This window comes from Shimia aestuarii (genome assembly GCF_900114635.1).
Taxonomy (GTDB): domain Bacteria; phylum Pseudomonadota; class Alphaproteobacteria; order Rhodobacterales; family Rhodobacteraceae; genus Shimia; species Shimia aestuarii.
Map to the genome: position 1 here is coordinate 102,750 of NZ_FOTQ01000002.1, position 16,314 is coordinate 119,063.

At 61.5% G+C, this 16,314-nt stretch carries 18 protein-coding genes; 16 read left to right on the top strand and 2 right to left on the bottom strand.

The genetic code is table 11. From position 1 onward, the window contains the following. Positions 1 to 72: 72 nt before the first annotated feature. Together BMZ35_RS08205 and BMZ35_RS08210 are read left to right on the top strand one after the other, a co-directional pair. On the top strand, positions 73 to 753 hold the full coding sequence (locus BMZ35_RS08205; protein WP_093092856.1) for an orotate phosphoribosyltransferase: 681 nt from the start codon (positions 73 to 75) through the stop codon (positions 751 to 753). 198 nt (positions 754 to 951) lie between these two features. After that, positions 952 to 2,439: a replicative DNA helicase gene (locus BMZ35_RS08210; protein WP_093092858.1), complete on the top strand. Its 1,488-nt coding sequence runs from the start codon at positions 952 to 954 to the stop codon at positions 2,437 to 2,439. Positions 2,440 to 2,521: 82 nt separating this feature from the next. On the opposite strand, the gene BMZ35_RS08215 is transcribed toward BMZ35_RS08210, so the two are convergent. After that, positions 2,522 to 3,409, bottom strand: coding sequence for a hypothetical protein (locus BMZ35_RS08215; RefSeq protein ID WP_093092860.1), 888 nt, complete (start codon positions 3,407 to 3,409; stop codon positions 2,522 to 2,524). Positions 3,410 to 3,671: 262 nt separating this feature from the next. Here BMZ35_RS08215 and BMZ35_RS08220 point away from each other — a divergent pair, with 262 nt between their 5' ends. The 5 genes from BMZ35_RS08220 to BMZ35_RS08240 all read left to right on the top strand — a co-directional run bounded on the left by BMZ35_RS08220 (position 3,672) and on the right by BMZ35_RS08240 (position 7,248). Then, a complete protein-coding gene (locus BMZ35_RS08220) occupies positions 3,672 to 4,100 on the top strand; it encodes a nuclear transport factor 2 family protein (RefSeq protein WP_207502933.1) in 429 nt (142 codons plus the stop codon). Positions 4,101 to 4,138: 38 nt separating this feature from the next. Next, a complete protein-coding gene (locus BMZ35_RS08225; protein ID WP_093092864.1) occupies positions 4,139 to 4,624 on the top strand; it encodes a GNAT family N-acetyltransferase in 486 nt (161 codons plus the stop codon). Positions 4,625 to 4,685: 61 nt separating this feature from the next. Next, entirely contained in the window at positions 4,686 to 5,723 is a 1,038-nt protein-coding gene (alr, locus tag BMZ35_RS08230) for an alanine racemase (RefSeq protein WP_093092866.1), read from the top strand. Next, positions 5,723 to 6,505, top strand: coding sequence for an MlaE family ABC transporter permease (locus tag BMZ35_RS08235; protein ID WP_093092868.1), 783 nt, complete (start codon positions 5,723 to 5,725; stop codon positions 6,503 to 6,505). Before alr ends, BMZ35_RS08235 begins: the two co-directional genes overlap by 1 nt. Beyond that, positions 6,502 to 7,248: an ABC transporter ATP-binding protein gene (locus tag BMZ35_RS08240; protein WP_093092870.1), complete on the top strand. Its 747-nt coding sequence runs from the start codon at positions 6,502 to 6,504 to the stop codon at positions 7,246 to 7,248. The genes BMZ35_RS08235 and BMZ35_RS08240 overlap by 4 nt, the downstream gene beginning before the upstream one ends. A gap of 585 nt (positions 7,249 to 7,833) precedes the next feature. On the opposite strand, the gene BMZ35_RS21295 is transcribed toward BMZ35_RS08240, so the two are convergent. Beyond that, on the bottom strand, positions 7,834 to 7,926 hold the full coding sequence (locus BMZ35_RS21295) for a YSIRK-type signal peptide-containing protein (protein ID WP_110680245.1): 93 nt from the start codon (positions 7,924 to 7,926) through the stop codon (positions 7,834 to 7,836). A gap of 107 nt (positions 7,927 to 8,033) precedes the next feature. Between BMZ35_RS21295 and BMZ35_RS08245 the strand changes: the two genes are divergently transcribed. The 9 genes from BMZ35_RS08245 (at position 8,034) to BMZ35_RS08285 (ending at position 16,276) form a co-directional block, all read left to right on the top strand. After that, positions 8,034 to 8,462, top strand: a complete 429-nt coding sequence (locus BMZ35_RS08245; RefSeq protein ID WP_093092872.1) for a paraquat-inducible protein A — start codon at positions 8,034 to 8,036, stop codon at positions 8,460 to 8,462. Between the two features lie 17 nt (positions 8,463 to 8,479). Further along, positions 8,480 to 9,847: a DNA repair protein RadA gene (radA, locus tag BMZ35_RS08250; RefSeq protein WP_093092874.1), complete on the top strand. Its 1,368-nt coding sequence runs from the start codon at positions 8,480 to 8,482 to the stop codon at positions 9,845 to 9,847. A gap of 44 nt (positions 9,848 to 9,891) precedes the next feature. Then, a complete protein-coding gene (locus tag BMZ35_RS08255) occupies positions 9,892 to 10,446 on the top strand; it encodes a CvpA family protein (protein WP_093092876.1) in 555 nt (184 codons plus the stop codon). Positions 10,447 to 10,597: 151 nt separating this feature from the next. Beyond that, on the top strand, positions 10,598 to 11,869 hold the full coding sequence (locus BMZ35_RS08260) for a TAXI family TRAP transporter solute-binding subunit (protein ID WP_093092878.1): 1,272 nt from the start codon (positions 10,598 to 10,600) through the stop codon (positions 11,867 to 11,869). Between the two features lie 172 nt (positions 11,870 to 12,041). Further along, positions 12,042 to 13,523 (top strand): amidophosphoribosyltransferase, encoded by a 1,482-nt coding sequence (purF, locus tag BMZ35_RS08265; protein WP_093092880.1) that lies wholly within the window; start codon positions 12,042 to 12,044, stop codon positions 13,521 to 13,523. 175 nt (positions 13,524 to 13,698) lie between these two features. Further along, positions 13,699 to 13,956 (top strand): hypothetical protein, encoded by a 258-nt coding sequence (locus BMZ35_RS08270; RefSeq protein ID WP_093092882.1) that lies wholly within the window; start codon positions 13,699 to 13,701, stop codon positions 13,954 to 13,956. A gap of 128 nt (positions 13,957 to 14,084) precedes the next feature. Further along, positions 14,085 to 14,744, top strand: a complete 660-nt coding sequence (locus BMZ35_RS08275) for an SDR family NAD(P)-dependent oxidoreductase (RefSeq protein ID WP_093093320.1) — start codon at positions 14,085 to 14,087, stop codon at positions 14,742 to 14,744. 96 nt (positions 14,745 to 14,840) lie between these two features. Further along, positions 14,841 to 15,623: a 5'/3'-nucleotidase SurE gene (surE, locus tag BMZ35_RS08280; protein WP_093092884.1), complete on the top strand. Its 783-nt coding sequence runs from the start codon at positions 14,841 to 14,843 to the stop codon at positions 15,621 to 15,623. Continuing rightward, on the top strand, positions 15,620 to 16,276 hold the full coding sequence (locus tag BMZ35_RS08285) for a protein-L-isoaspartate(D-aspartate) O-methyltransferase (protein ID WP_093092886.1): 657 nt from the start codon (positions 15,620 to 15,622) through the stop codon (positions 16,274 to 16,276). The genes surE and BMZ35_RS08285 overlap by 4 nt, the downstream gene beginning before the upstream one ends. Positions 16,277 to 16,314 lie beyond the last annotated feature (38 nt).

Genomic DNA, 16,314 nt, shown 5'->3' on the forward strand with positions numbered 1-16,314 from the left:
TCATTTTGCCAGAAATACTCCCGCCGGAGGCGTCCCGACCCCGCCCCCGGCGCAAACTCCAAGGATAATCCGATGATCCCCACCTCCTATCCCTCGCAAGAGGAAATCGCTCGCCTCACCGCCCGGATGCTGCTTGAAATCGGCGCTGTGAACTTCAACACGGACGAGCCCTATACGCTCGCCTCCGGCCTGCCCTCGCCAAGCTATATCGATTGCCGTAAGCTGATCTCCTTCCCGCGTATCCGCGCTACCCTGATGGATTTCCTGACCGTCACCGTCATGCGCAACGCAGGCTTTGAAGCCTTCGACAATATCGCGGGCGGCGAAACTGCCGGCATCCCCTTTGCCGCGCTGGTGGCCGAACGCATGGCTCTACCGATGACCTATGTGCGCAAGAAACCCAAAGGCTATGGCAAGAATGCCCGCATCGAAGGCGCAATGCGCGAAGGTGAACGTGTCCTGCTGGTCGAGGATCTGACCACCGACGGCGGCTCCAAGCTGTCCTTCGTGGACGCGATCCGTGACACCGGCGCCACCTGCGGCCACACGGCGGTGATCTTCTATTATGACATCTTCCCCGAGACGACCAAAACGCTCGGGGATCATGGCGTTGAGCTGCACCACCTTTGTACCTGGTGGGACGTGCTGGCCGAAGCCAAAGCCCAGGGTGCCTTCTCCGAAGAAACCCTTGCGGAAGTCGAATCCTTCTTGCGCGACCCGCGCGCGTGGCAAGAGGCCCGCATGAAGGGCTGACCGCTGTTCGACAAGAAAATCTTGGCATGCGCCCGCCCATCCGGCGGGCGTTTTGCGCTATATGTTGACCCTGGGCCCTCGAACCTGCCAAGATACGGTAGAGACAGGTTATCCACAGCCCATCCACATAAACATACAATTTGCGGACAGCCCGGCCTCTGGTCTAGAACCCCGTCACACGGGGAAATGGGGACAGACATGAACGAGATCGCAACCATCAATGCGACCGGAACCGAGGCAGCCGATACCGATCCGATGCCGCATTCGATTGAGGCTGAACAACAGCTTCTCGGCGCCATCCTGACCAACAACGACATCTTTGACCGGGTGGCGTCGATCATCGACTCCTCCCATTTCTACGATCCGGTGCATGCCCGCATCTATGAAGTGGCCGCCGCCCGCATCGCCAAGAACAACCTCGCCTCGCCGGTGACGCTCAAGGCGTTCCTCGAAGACGACGAGGGCCTCAAGGAACTCGGTGGCCCCGCCTATCTCGCCCGCCTTGCAGGGGCGGCGATCTCGGCCTTTGCCGCGCGCGACTACGCCCAGATGATCTATGACATGGCGATCCGTCGTGAACTCATTGGCCTTGGCAACAACATCGCCACCAAGGCCAAGAAGGTCGACGTGCAACTGGAACCCAAGGAACAGATCGTCGAGGCCGAACAGGCGCTCTACAAGCTGTCCGAACAGGGGCAGACCGAACGCGGCTTCGTCTCCTTCCTAAAAGCGGTCACCGAGGCCGTGAACACCGCCAACGCCGCCTACCAGCGCGAAGGCGGGCTTGCGGGCATCTCCACCGGCCTGATCGACATGGACAAGAAACTCGGCGGGTTGCACCCGTCGGACCTCCTGATCCTCGCCGGGCGCCCCTCGATGGGGAAAACCTCGCTTGCCACCAACATCGCCTTCAACGTCGCCAAGGCCTACAAGAAAGGCATCAAGCCCGACGGCTCCGAAGGTGCCATCGAGGGCGGCGTTGTCGGCTTCTACTCGCTCGAAATGAGCGCCGAACAGCTTGCCGCGCGGATTCTCTCAGAGGCCGCCGAAGTGCCGTCCGAGCAAATCCGGCGCGGCGACATGACGGAACAGGAATTCCGCCGCTTCGTCGATGCCGCCAAGGCGCTCGAAGCCTGCCCGCTCTATATCGACGACACGCCCGCCCTGCCCATCGCACAGCTTGCGGCCCGCGCCCGCCGCCTCAAGCGGACCCACGGGCTGGACTTGTTGATCATCGACTACCTGCAGCTCTGCCGCGGCACGGCCGAGAACCGGGTTCAGGAGATCGGCGAAATCTCGATGGGCATGAAGGCCATCGCCAAGGAACTCAACATCCCCGTCATTGCGCTCTCCCAGCTCAGCCGGACCGTGGAAAGCCGCGACGACAAACGCCCGCAGCTTTCGGACCTTCGTGAATCCGGTTCGATCGAACAGGACGCCGATGTTGTGATGTTCGTGTTCCGTGAAGAATACTATGTCGAACGGGAAAAACCGTCCGACGAAAAGCTCGAGGAAATGGCCGTCTGGCAGGACCGCATGGAACGGCTGCACGGCAAGGCCGAGGTCATCGTCGGCAAACAGCGTCACGGCCCCATCGGCACGGTCGAGCTCAGCTTCGAAGGCCGTTTCACCCGCTTTGGCAACCTTGTCAAACCCTGGCAGCAAGGCAGCGAAGGCGACTTCTAAAAGGCGCCCAAATGCACAAGGGCCGCGCCTTTCCAGCCCCAAGGGGACAAGGAAAGGCGCGGCCCTTGTTCGTTCTGCGACCTCAGATCAGTTCGACGTCGAAGTCTTCGGCGTCATCTTCGACAACGGGGTCATCTTCCTCGCCGCTATCGTCGATGCTCAGAGCGGCCATCAGCTCCAACCCGCTGTCGCCGCCATAGCCTTCAAGCGCGCCGTCCTCCAAGGCCGCGTAATACGCTTCCAGAACCTCATCCGCGCTCTGGAACCCGCCCTCTGGCGCCTCGATATTGAACAGTTCAACCGGCCACCCCTGCTCACCGAACTCATAGAAGGTGATGTTGGTCAGCGTACCGATATTATAGTCCTCGTCGGCGATGTTTTCTTCGAAATACGCAAGGTAGTTCTCGAAAGTCGGCTCCACATCTTCGCCCAGCGCGTGACCATAGCCTTCGCGCTCTTCATCCACGACAAACACACCATTGATCGGTCCGCCCTCGACCGTGGTCTCGAAAAAGACCTTCTCGATCAGCGGTTCTTCGGGCTCTTCAGGCTCCTCCGGCTCATCGGAAACGGCCTTGATCGACCCTTCCGGCGTCGTCGTCGACGTGGCGCGGATACCAAAGACATCGATTTCATCAAGGCTCGTGATATCAAGCTGAACCGTCAGCGTATCGCCTTCCCCAACATAGGTTTCCTTGTCGGTTCCCTCCGGGCCAAGCCCCGGATCGCTCAGCTCGGCAGCCGAATCCCACTGGACCTTCTCGCCGTCCAGCCGCGCGCCGTTCATATTAAGCGGCCCACTCAGGCTTTCGCTGCTGCCCGAGAAATCATCGTCGCCAAAGTAGATGGCATTGACGTCCATGCCGCCTTCTTCAACCGTGATATCGGCAAAAAACTCACCATTTTCTTCATAAATTACAACAGAATATGTCAGCCCTTCGGCCTCGTAGGTAAAAATCTTCTCGGGCATGACATCCCCCTTTCAAGATGACTACAGGCGATGAAGTCTCCTTCCCGCCACCCAGCGCCCCCACCGGCAAATCCTCATGAACACGCCCGTGTTTAACACAAATTCGCCGTAATTTTGCCGCAAATGCGCTCGTCCAACGGAAACACTCCGTTTCCGATACACGCCTTCGGTGATCGGCCCCGCTGATGGCGGGCGGGATCATGTCTGTCTTGACCCTGCCCCTTTTTGCTCCGAACCTGCGCCCAGGAAAGAGGGGAACGTTTTGACAATTCACGATTTCATGGCCGCCTATCACCGCGTCTGGACCAACCGCGACCCCGAAGGCTTTGCCGATCTGTTCATTCCCGGCGGACGTTATCACAACACGCCTTTTCAGGTGCAGACGGGGCGCGCCGAACTGATCGAATACTGGAACCGCATCCTGCTTCAGGAAGACATCCGCATGTCGGTCAAGGTGCTGGCGGAAACCGAAACCGGCGGCATCGGTCATTGGAACGTGGATTACCAGGTCGCCTCCGAAGAGCTTTTCGAGATCTGGGCCAAATCCACCGGCACCGGCCTGCCCGATCGCAAACCCGGCGATCCCCTGCCGCGTCTGACTCTGGACGGCACGCTTCTGGCAGAATTTGCCCCCGACGGACTGGCCCGCGAGGTTCGTATCTGGTGGCACTCCAACGCCTACATGCCCTGAGACTGGCGATCCGGCCACGATCAGGCTAGCGTCGTCTCATGCAGACACTCAGACCCGCCCGCCATTCCGACGCAAACCGCTGTTTCGCGCTTGAAACCGCCGCCTATGGCGGCCCCGAGGCCGCCTCACTTGAACGCATTTCCAAGCGGATTGCCAATTATCCCCGTGGGTTCCTTGTGCTGGAGATCGACGGCAACGTGGTGGGGTTCATCAATTCTGGCTGCGCCCGTGACGTCGAAATGTCCGACGACGCGTTCAAGGAACTGATCGGCCATGACCCAGACGCTCCGAACGTGGTTATCCTGTCGGTTGTTGTTGACCCTGCACATCAGGGAACGGGCCTGTCGCGCGCCCTCATGGTCGAGTTCATCGCCCGGATGCAGGCGATGGGCAAAGAGACGATCCATCTCATCTGCAAGGAACACCACGTTCCGCTCTACGAGAGGTTCGGCTATGCCTATGACCGCCCCTCGGCCTCAAACCATGGCGGCAAAACGTGGCACGAGATGTCCATGCAGCTGTGATCCCTGCGCGTCCGTGGCTTTCCGCTTGACCTCCGCGCCTCACCCGACAACAAACGCACCCATGGCAACAGCAACTCTGAATATTGACCTCGACGCGCTCATTTCCAACTGGCGGGCGCTGGATGCCGAAACCGCGTGCGAAACCGCCGCCGTGGTCAAGGCGAACGGCTATGGTCTGGGGGCCGACCGCGTGGCGCGCACCCTGATGAAGATCGGCGTGCGCAAGTTCTTTGTCGCCGTCGCCGAGGAAGGCGCCGCCCTGCGTCAGGCCGTCGGCCCCGATCCCGAGATCAACATTTTTGGCGGACATATGGCAGGCGACACCGACATGATTTCCGACATGGGCCTGACCCCCATGCTTAACTCGGTGGATCAGATCGTGCGCCATGTCGAGGCGCTGCCTGCCCACCCCTTTGGCGTACAGCTTGACACCGGAATGAACCGGCTTGGCCTTGAACCGGCGGAATGGGCCGCGGTGCGCAACCTCGTGATCGAACGTAACCCGACGCTGATCATGTCGCATCTGGCCTGCGCCGATGAACCCGAACACCCGATGAACCCGCGCCAACTGGCCACCTTCCACGAGATGACCGACGGGCTCAATGTGCCCCGCTCCCTCGCGGCCACGGGCGGCATCCTGCTTGGGTCGGACTATCATTTCGACCTCACCCGCCCCGGCGTTGGCCTTTACGGCGGCATGCCCTTTGTCGAAGCCGCCCCGGTGGCGGGCCTCTCGATTCCGGTCATTCAAATCCGCGACGTCGCTGAGGGAGAGACGGTCGGCTACTCAAACACATGGATCGCAGACCGCCCCAGCCGCGTCGCCACGATTTCCGCAGGCTATGCTGACGGCATCATCCGCGCCATGGGGCCAGAGATTTCCGTCTTCGCAGGCGAGGCACGCTGCAAGGTGATCGGCCGCATCTCGATGGACCTGATCGCCGTCGATGTCACCGATCTCGACGAAGCACCGTCCCATGTCGAACTCCTGGGCCAACACCAGTCCGTCGACACTGTGGCCGAGGCCGCAGGCACCATCGGATATGAAATCCTGACCTCGCTCGGGCATCGCTATGCCCGGCGATACCGGGGCGGATGATGCTCCTGATCCATCCCCTCGCCGCCATCGGGCGGCGCACGCTAGCGCTCTTGGCGATGTTGGGCAACGTGACCCTTTTCGTGATCGGCGCCATCACCCATATCTTCCGCCCGCCTTTCTACGGGCGCGAATTTCTCAACGCGCTCCTGAATATCGGCTGGCTCTCGCTGCCCGTCGTGGGCATGACCGCAATCTTCACCGGCGGTGCGCTCGCCCTGCAGATCTATGACGGCTCCTCGCGCTTTTCCGCCGAAGCTGTCGTGCCCCAGATCGTCGCCATCGGCATGGTGCGCGAGTTGGGCCCTGTGCTTGTCGGCCTCATGGTGGCCGCCCGCGTGACATCATCCATCGCGGCCGAGATCGCCACGATGAAAGTCACCGAACAGATCGACGCGCTGACCACGCTCTCGACCCACCCGATGAAATATCTCACTGCCCCGCGCGTGCTTGCCGCATTGCTGGTGGTCCCGGTTCTGGTGGGTGTAGGCGATATCATCGGCATCTATGGCGGCTTTCTCGTGGCCACCGGCCAGCTTGGCTTCAACCCGGCCAATTACATCCGCAACACCGCCGACTTCCTTGAAGCCTCCGACGTGATCTCTTCGCTGATCAAAGGTTCGGCCTTTGGCGGCATCGCCGCCGTGATGGGCTGCTATTTCGGCATGAACTCGGGCCGCGGCGCACAGGGCGTCGGACAGGCCACCAAAAGCTCGGTTCAGGCCGCCGCCGTTCTGATCCTTGCCGCCAACTTCCTGCTCACTTCACTGTTCTTTGCCTCATGATCACCTTTCAGGACGTCCATAAATCATTCGGCCCCAAAAAGGTGCTGCGCGGGGTCAACCTCGATATCCCCAAGGGCACGTCCATGGTGATCATCGGCGGCTCCGGCACCGGCAAATCCGTGGCGCTGAAATGTGTGCTTGGCCTGATCACACCGGATTCCGGCACGATCATGGTCGACGGCAAAGACGCCACGCAGGGGGACCGCGACGCCTTTCTCGCCCGCTTTGGCATGCTGTTTCAGGGCGGCGCGCTGTTTGACTCGCTTACCGTCTGGCAAAACGTCGCTTTCCGCCTCCTGCGCGGGTCCTTGAAGCGCCCAAAGCACGAGGCCCGCGAGATCGCCATCGAAAAACTGCGCCGCGTCGGCCTCACCCCGGACGTCGCCGATCTCTTCCCGTCCGAACTTTCGGGCGGCATGCAGAAACGGGTGGGTCTGGCCCGCGCCATCGCCGCCGAACCCGAGATTATCTTCTTTGACGAGCCCACCACGGGGCTTGATCCGATCATGTCAGGCGTGATCAACGACCTGATCCGCGAGATCGTGGTCGAAATGGGCGCCACCGCCATGACCATCACCCACGACATGACCTCGGTGCGCGCGATTGCCGACAATGTCGCCATGCTGCATGACGGGGTGATCCAGTGGACCGGCCCGGTAAGCGAGATGGACAGTTCCGGCGATCCCTACCTGACCCAGTTCATCTCGGGCAGCGCGGACGGGCCAATCGAAGCTGTGCGGTGACCACCGCGTTACTCTTTCTAATGGTTGCCAGCCCTTTCGCGGCATTCGCATCGGTCGTACTCACCGGGGTCAAACTTCGTAGAACCAGCGACTTGCATTTGATGGGAAATGCGTTGTTGGGGTTGCCGGTCTTCGTTTTTTCATAAATCGTCGTTGTGTACTTTCTATCCGGCGCATCTTCCGCTTGGCTAACGCAAAGCTGGATACCGGTACTCCCGCTAATCCTAAGCGGAGCAACCATTGTCGGCATCCTCGTGTATAGCCTGATCGCATTCGTTGCTCCTCTTCATTCAATTGTCTCCTTGATTCTGGTGTCGATCAGCGCCGTCGTAGTTTTTGGAACTATTTATCTGGGTTGACGAGGTACCGCGAAAACGCTCTCGACGTTGTGTGCTGGTGCAATTACTTCAGCCCGGAATCAAGGCGTGCCTTGGCACGCCGCCGGGCAGCGCCCGACCGCCCCATGGGCGGGCGCTTTTGCAACACCTCCACTCCGCACCACCGTCAAAAGTACTCGGCACCATCAACCACCCAGCCAAAATCGTTGAAACGCCCACCCGCGGTCGGGCGCCACCCGGCCAATCCCTAACAAAACCCTGCGTACCCTCCCTGAATACTACCCAAAAACACGATCCGCGAAATCCATACCGACGCAATACCGACGTGATACCGACGCAATACCGAACCTCAATTTCAAACAAAATCAGTATCTTAACCCTGATTCGCCCTAACCCACCGCACGCTCCCCGTTGCGCGTGCACCGAAAACCCCCTAGCTGACACCTCATGACCCTGCGCCTTGCCAACCTCGCCCTTTTGATCCTTTTCCCCATCGCGTGGTTCGCCCCGCTCCTGCGCGCCGGGTTCTTGCCGATATTTGGCCTCTCGGAAATCACCATCATCTCCGGCCTGCAATCCCTCTGGCACAGCGACGTCGCCCTTGCCCTACTCGTCACCTTCCTCGCCATCTTCGCGCCCTACATGAAGGTCATCGGCATCGCCCTGATCCAATTCGGCTACCTACGCCGCAAGACCCTGCCCGTGCTGGAATTTCTCGGCAAACTGGCGATGGCTGACGTCTTTCTGATCGCGCTGTACGTGGTGATCGTCAAAGGCGCGGGCTATGTCACCGTCGAAACCGGCTGGGGCATTTATCTCTTCACGGGCTGCGTTCTCGCCTCGATCGCGATTAGCCATTTGACGCGCAAGCGGTAGTGGTCCAAAACAAGAACATGGCCAAGTCAAAAACCCAGTTCACCTGCACCGCCTGCGGCAATGTCACCACCAAATGGGCCGGGCGCTGCGAAGCCTGTGGCGAATGGAATTCCATTGTCGAAGAGGCCCCGCTCTCCTCCGGTCCCTCCGCCGCCACCCTTGGCACGACGCGCGGCCGCCGCATCGAACTCACCGATCTGCGCACCGAGGAGACCCCGCCCCCCCGCACCGTCTCTGGCGTGGCCGAGCTGGACCGGGTGCTGGGCGGCGGTCTGGTCCCGGCCAGCGCCATTCTCGTGGGCGGTGATCCGGGTATCGGCAAGTCCACCCTGCTCCTGCAGGCCGCAGCAAGATTTGCCCGTATGGGTCTGAAAACAATCTATGTTTCCGGCGAAGAGGCCAGCGCGCAGGTGCGCATGCGCGCCCAACGTCTTGGGCTCACCCAATCGCCCGTGCAACTCGCCGCCGAAACAAACCTGCGCGACATCCTCACCACGCTGGATGAGGAACGCCCGCAGCTTGCCATCATCGATTCAATCCAGACCATGTGGTCGGACAGCATCGGTTCCGCCCCTGGTTCCGTGTCACAGGTCCGCGCCGCCGCCCATGAACTCACCGCGTTCGCCAAGCGCAAAGGCATGGCCGTCATCCTGGTCGGCCACGTCACCAAGGAAGGCCAGATCGCAGGCCCCCGCGTCGTCGAACACATGGTCGACACCGTGCTTTATTTCGAAGGCGAGCGTGGCCACCAGTTCCGCGTGCTGCGAGCAGTGAAAAACCGCTTCGGCCCCGCCGATGAAATCGGCGTGTTCGAGATGACCGGCAAGGGGCTCGCCGAAGTTACTAACCCCTCGGCGCTGTTCCTTTCGGATCGTGGCCAGCCCACACCGGGAAGCGTGGTCTTTGCCGGGATCGAAGGCACCCGCCCCGTCCTGATCGAGCTTCAGGCGCTTGTTGCGCCTTCGCCCCATTCCCAACCCCGCCGCACGGTTGTCGGCTGGGACGGCGGGCGCCTGGCGATGATTCTCGCGGTGTTAGAGGCGCGCTGCGGCATCCCTTTCGCAGGGCTCGACGTCTATCTCAACGTGGCCGGGGGCATGAAAATCTCCGAACCGGCCGCCGATCTCGCCGTCGCCGCCGCTTTGCTCTCTGCGCGAGAAGATGCCGCCCTGCCCGCAGATACGGTGGTTTTTGGCGAAATTAGCCTCTCCGGCGCCCTTCGCGCGGTCGGTCAGACAGAAAACAGGTTGAAAGAAGCCCAAAAACTTGGTTTTTCATCGGCAATTGCTCCGAAAGGCGGCAAGTCCCTGACCGTGGATGGCATCAAGCTGAACCGGATCACGGATCTGGCCAGCTTTGTGGGCGAAACATTCGGAGCGGGTTAACCTGCCCTCCGTCACGAAAAACGGCCCAGAGGGAACGGGAATACATGGACGGTTTCACCATCATCGACGGCGTCGTCGCAGGCGTCATCATCATCTCCGCGCTGCTGGCCTATAGCCGCGGCCTCGTACGCGAAGCCATGGCCATTGCAGGATGGGTGGCTGCGGCCATCCTTGCCTTCATGTTCGCGCCGCAGGTGCAACCGCTGGTCAAGGAAATCCCGGTTGTCGGCGATTATCTCTCGGATAGCTGCGAGTTGTCGATCATCGCCAGCTTTGCGGTGGTCTTTGCCCTGTCTCTCGTGGTCGTGTCGCTGTTCACACCACTCTTTTCCACGCTGGTCCAGCGCTCGGCGCTCGGCGGTCTGGATCAGGGCATGGGCTTCATCTTCGGCGTTCTGCGCGGCATCCTGCTCGTGGCGATTGCCTTCTTTGTCTATGAAACCGTGATCACCTCGCAGAGCATCGCCATGGTCGATGACAGCCGCTCGGCTCAGGTGTTCTCACGCATGACACAAAAGATCGAGGATCGCGACCCCGAACAGGCGCTTGGTTGGATCACCACTCAATACGAACAACTGGTCGGTATCTGCGAAAAATAAGCAGATCTCCCCCCAATTTTCGAAGGCCCGCGTTATGCACGCGGGCCTTTTTACTTGGTGCTGAGCGGCTTACCCGTTTCAAACCGCTTTCCCTTGTTCACCCGCGCCCTGCAAGCTAGCGTTCCTCAACTTGAACAAACAGGCTCAAACAATGCGGTTATGGATTGCAGTCCTACTTATCACGGCGATTCTGGTCCCTGCCGTTATCCTGATCGTCCTGCTTCCTCCGAACACGCTTACCTTCGCCGCAGGCCCCAAGGGAGGCGCCTATGCCCAAGTGGCCGAACGCTATCGTGACATCCTCGCGCGCGACGGAATCGAACTCGAAATCCTCTACACCAACGGTTCGGTCGACAACGCCGCGCTGCTCTCTGGCAGAGAAGCCGACGTGGCCCTGCTTCAAGGGGGCGTCGAAATAGAAGAAAACGCCGCCGAAGCCATTGCAGGCGTCTTCTATGAACCCATGCTGTTCCTCGTGCAGACCAAGCGCAACATTCCGAAAAACCCGGCCCTCTGGCGCGGCATGCGGATCACCAGCGGCCAGATCGGATCGGGCACCCATGTCGCTTTTCAGGATTTTCAGGCCGCCGCGGGCATCGCCTCCGACAGCAACGCCAACGCCTATCTCTCGTATGATGCCGCGCTTGAGGCGCTGCAAACGGGTGAGGTGGACATGGCCGTCTTCGTGACCACGATCGATGCGCCCTACCTTGCCCGTGCCTATGCCGCGGACGATATCGCCTTTCTGTCGATCGACTATGTCGAAACCATCTCCCGGCGCCTCGAATATGCCACCGTCGCCACGATACCGAGCGGTGCCATATCGCTCCTGCCGGTGGTGCCGCGCGCCGCGCAACAGGTGCTCGCACTCGAAGCCCGCCTGATCATGACCCCCAACCTGCATCCCGCACTCATCAACCGGCTGACCATGGCGGCCAAGGAACTGCACTCGGCGCGGGATATCATCACCGGACGCAATACCTTCCCCTCTGTCGAAGGCACCGGCATGACAGTCAACACGGTGGCCCGCCAACTGATCCAGGAGGGCCCGTCGACGTGGCATCAATGGCTGCCCTACTGGATGGCCGCCCAGCTCAATCGCCTGCTGCTCTTGACCCTTCCCATATTGCTTATCCTGGTTCCCTTGCTGCGCGTGTTCCCGGCAATCTACGCCTATTTCATGGGGTGGCGGGTCTGGCAGCACTATCCGAATATCCGCCAGATCGAAGATGAACTCACCCTGAAACAGGACGCCGACACACTGCAGACCATGGATCAGCAGCTCGAGGCCATGGACAGCCGGATCGCCAGCCTGCGCCTCCCCGCCGCCTATCGCCCCGCCGCCTATCACGCCCGGATGCATATCGACCTCGTGCGCAAACGCATCGAGGACAAATACGCCCGCGAGCATACCGAAACGTAATCCTGCCGCGACCACCCCGCCCCTTGATGCATCGTGCCCCGCCCCCTATCTGCGGCACACACGCGCGGGGCCAAGACTTTTGTGATCCTTTCGTGACATACTGCCCCCGACCCCTTAAGAGGGGCGCAAGCCTGCCCAATCGGATTCGGAGCCACTCGCCTTGTCCAAGCATATGCCGCCCGCCCACCCCTTCGACTTTGACGCCATGCGCCCGTTCGCGGACGACGACAAACTGAAAGAGGAGTGCGGTGTCTTCGGCGTCATCGGCCTCGCCGACGCGGCCAATTTCGTGGCCCTCGGCCTGCACGCGCTGCAACACCGCGGACAAGAAGCAGGCGGTATCGTCTGCCATCACCCGGAACACGGCTTCAACAGCGCCCGCCGCTTCGGCTACGTCCGCGACAACTTCACCAAGGCCAGCCTGATGGAAACCCTGCCCGGTCCGCTTGCGATCGGGCATGTGCGCTATTCCACCGCCGGCTCCAAGGGCGCGGCCATCCGCGACGTCCAGCCCTTCTTTGGCGAGTTTTCCATGGGCGGCGCAGCCATCGCCCATAACGGCAACATCACCAATGCCAACGCCCTGCGCAAAGAGCTGATCGAACGCGGCTCCATCTTCCAGAGCAGCTCGGACAGTGAATGCATCATCCACCTGATGGCCCGCTCACTTCAGCGCAACATCCCCGAACGCATGCAAGACGCCCTGCGCCGGGTCGAAGGCGCCTTCTCGGTCGTGGCCATGACCCGCACCAAACTGATCGGTGTGCGCGACCCGCATGGCGTGCGTCCCCTGGTGCTCGGGCGCCTTGGCGATGGTTGGGTCCTCAGCTCGGAAACCTGCGGCCTCGACATCATCGGCGCCGAATACATCCGTGAAATCGAACCCGGTGAAATGGTGGTCATTACAGAGGAAGACGGAGTCGAAAGCTCGTTCCCCTTCCGCCCTCAACCCAGCAAGTTCTGCATCTTCGAACACGTCTATTTCTCGCGCCCCGATTCGATCATCGGCGGCCGCTCGGTCTATGAAACCCGCCGCCAGATCGGCGTGGAACTGGCTCGCGAAAACCCGGTCGAGGCCGATCTCGTCTGCGCCGTTCCCGACAGCGGCACCCCCGCCGCCATCGGCTTTAGCCAGGAAAGCGGCATTCCCTTTGCCATGGGCATCATCCGCAACCAGTACATGGGGCGCACCTTCATCGAACCCACCGAGCAGATCCGGAACATGGGTGTGCGGCTTAAACTGAATGTTAACCGCGCCCTGATAAAAGGGAAGCGCGTGATCCTGGTGGATGATTCGGTTGTCCGCGGCACCACCAGCCGCAAGATCAAGGAAATGATCCTCGATGCCGGCGCGAAAGAGGTGCATTTCCGCATCGCCTCGCCGCCGACAGCCTGGCCTTGCTTCTACGGCGTCGACACGCCGCAACGCGAGAAGCTGCTCGCGGCCACAATGTCTGAGGATGAAATGGCAGAACACCTCGCGGTGGACAGCTTGAAATTCATCTCGCTCGACGGGCTTTATCGCGCCGTGGGCGAGGCGACAGGCCGCTCCAAGGACTGCCCGCAATATTGCGACGCCTGTTTCTCGGGCGAATACCCGGTCACGCCCTCCGACATGCTCGAAAAGGGTTTCGAAATGAAGGCGGCGGAATAGCCGCCGACTCCACGCGCCCACGCCTGGACAGCCCGCACTCCCCCGTGATCGGCAAGGCAATGCTGCAATGCGGCAAAAACCTGCCGAGCAGTACCTGAGGGCTCTTTTCTTCCTTCCTGCCCGCTGATACCTGCCGTCCTCGTGCCCTTAAAAGGGCAAGGAACACAGGTATCCCATGACCACCAAGACTCCCGACGCCGTGGCCGCGACGGCCACCACCCCGGGCGTGCTCAAGAACCGCACGCGCCTAACGTTGATTGGCCTGATGGGCACTACCGAGAACCCCTCGGCGCTCCTGCTCACCCCGTCCGGGCGCACGCTCAAGGTCGGCCTCGGAGACCGGACACCGGGCGGCAAGGTGGTCGGGATCGACAATACCAGCATCGTCCTGCAATCCGGGTCGCGCGAAACCCGCCTGACCATGCCAAACTGACCCTTCACTTTCTTTTTCCCCAAATACCCCGGGGTGAAGCTTGAAAATCCTGCAGGATTTTCAAGCTGAGGGGCTGGCCCCTCACCCTCCCTCTTGACCTCCTGCGCCCAAGGGCGCACATGAAGCGCATGACTGACAGCACTTCTTCCGAGAAAATCGCGCTGGTGACTGGCGCATCGCGCGGCCTTGGCGCCGCCATTGCCGAAGCCCTGGCGCCAAACTTCCATGTCGTCGCCGTGGCCCGTACCACCGGCGGGCTCGAAGAACTGGATGACCGCATCCAGGCCAAGGGTGGCAAGGCAACGCTGGCGCCGATGGACATCACCAATGTTGACGCCATGGCTCAGCTCTGCCGCTCGATCCACGACCGCTGGGGCAAGATCGACCTCTGGGTGCACACCGCCATCCACGGTGCCCCGCTCACCCCGGCAGGACATATCGACCCCAAGGACTGGGACAAGTCGGTCAAGATCAATCTCGACGCCACCGGTCGGCTGATCCCCTTCCTGACGCCTTTGCTGGGCCAAGACGGCCATGCCGTATTCTTCGACGATCCACATGGCGGCGAGAAGTTCTTCGGCAGCTACGGCGCAACCAAGACCGGCCAGATTGCCCTCGCCAAAAGCTGGCAGGTGGAAAACACGAATATCGGCCCAAAGGTCTCGATCCTGTCGCCCAACCCCATGCCCACAGGTCTGCGCGCGCGCTTCCACCCCGGTGAAGACCGCGCGCCCCTTGCCCATCCGCGCGACGAAGCAGCCCGGCTTCTGACAGAACTGGGTCTCTGACGCCCCTTCCCGGCGCGAACACGGGGTCGCGATACTTGCCCCCCGCCCATGGCTCCACTAGACAGGAGCCAAGAGGCGGTTAGGGGCAGGCCAAACATGCGTATTCTCATCACCAATGACGACGGCATCAACGCGCCCGGACTGGCCGTGCTGTACAAGATCGCCGCCGAGGTGGCAGGCAAGGATGGCGAAGTCTGGACCGTCGCACCGGCGTTCGAACAATCCGGCGTGGCCCACTGCATCAGCTACACCCACCCCACGATGATCGCCAAGATGGGTGACCGCAGCTTTGCCGCCGAAGGAAGCCCCGCAGACTGCGTGCTTGCGGGCGTACATGACGTGATGAAGGGCCGCCGCCCCGACCTGATCCTCTCCGGCGTGAACCGGGGCAACAACTCCGCCGAGAACGCGCTCTATTCGGGCACGCTCGGCGGCGCCATGGAAGGCGCGTTGCAGGGCATTCCCTCCATGGCCCTGTCGCAATATCTTGGCCCCGCCAACTACACCGCAGAAGACCCGTTCGACGCCGCCGGACAATTCGGGGCCGACGTGGTGCGCAAGGTATTGGCCGCAACACCGGACAACCCATCGGCCTACCATCTGTTCTACAACATCAATTTCCCGCCGGTCATGGCCGACGACGTCAAGGGCGTGCGGGTCACGACCCAGGGCATGCGCCAGGGCACCAATTTCTCGGTCGAACCGCACGCTTCGCCTTCGGGGCGGCGTTTCCTGTGGGCCAAGGGCGGCAACCAGCAGATCCAGACCGAAGCAGGCAGCGACGCTGCCGCCAATCTTGACGGATACATTTCCGTCACGCCCATGCGCGCTGACCTGACCGCGCATGATGCGCTTGCGGCGCTGAAGGGGATCGAATGAGCCTCGAAGACGACGCCACCGCCGAACGCAAGATGCAGTTCCTCTTTGCGCTGCGCTCAAAGGGGGTCATGGATCAGGCGGTCCTGACGGCCATGGAACGCATTGACCGGGGCCGCTTCGTGCGCGGCCTCTTTGCCGAACGCGCCTACGAGGACACCCCGCTGCCCATTGCCTGTGGCCAAACCATTTCCCAGCCTTCCGTGGTCGCCCTGATGACGCAGGCCCTTGAGGTCAGCGCACGTGACAAGGTGCTCGAAGTTGGCACCGGTTCGGGCTATCAGGCCGCGATCCTGAGCCTTCTGGCGCGGCGCGTCTACACCGTGGACCGGCACAAACGACTGGTGCGCGAGGCACGCGAGGTCTTCGAAGAACTGGACCTCGTGAATATTACTGCCTTTACCTCGGACGGCAGCTTCGGCCTGCCCGATCAGGCCCCCTTTGATCGCATCATCGTGACCGCCGCCGCCGAGGACCCGCCCGGCCCCCTCTTGGCCCAATTGAAGATCGGCGGTATCATGGTGCTGCCCGTGGGCCAGTCGGACACGGTGCAAAGCCTGATCCGCGTGCGGCGAACGGAGACCGGGTTTGACTATGATGAACTGCGCCCGGTGCGCTTTGTGCCCTTGATCGAGGGCATCGCGCGCGATAATTGAGCATTTTGGGCCGGGTTTCCCCTTGGAAACAGCGAAAT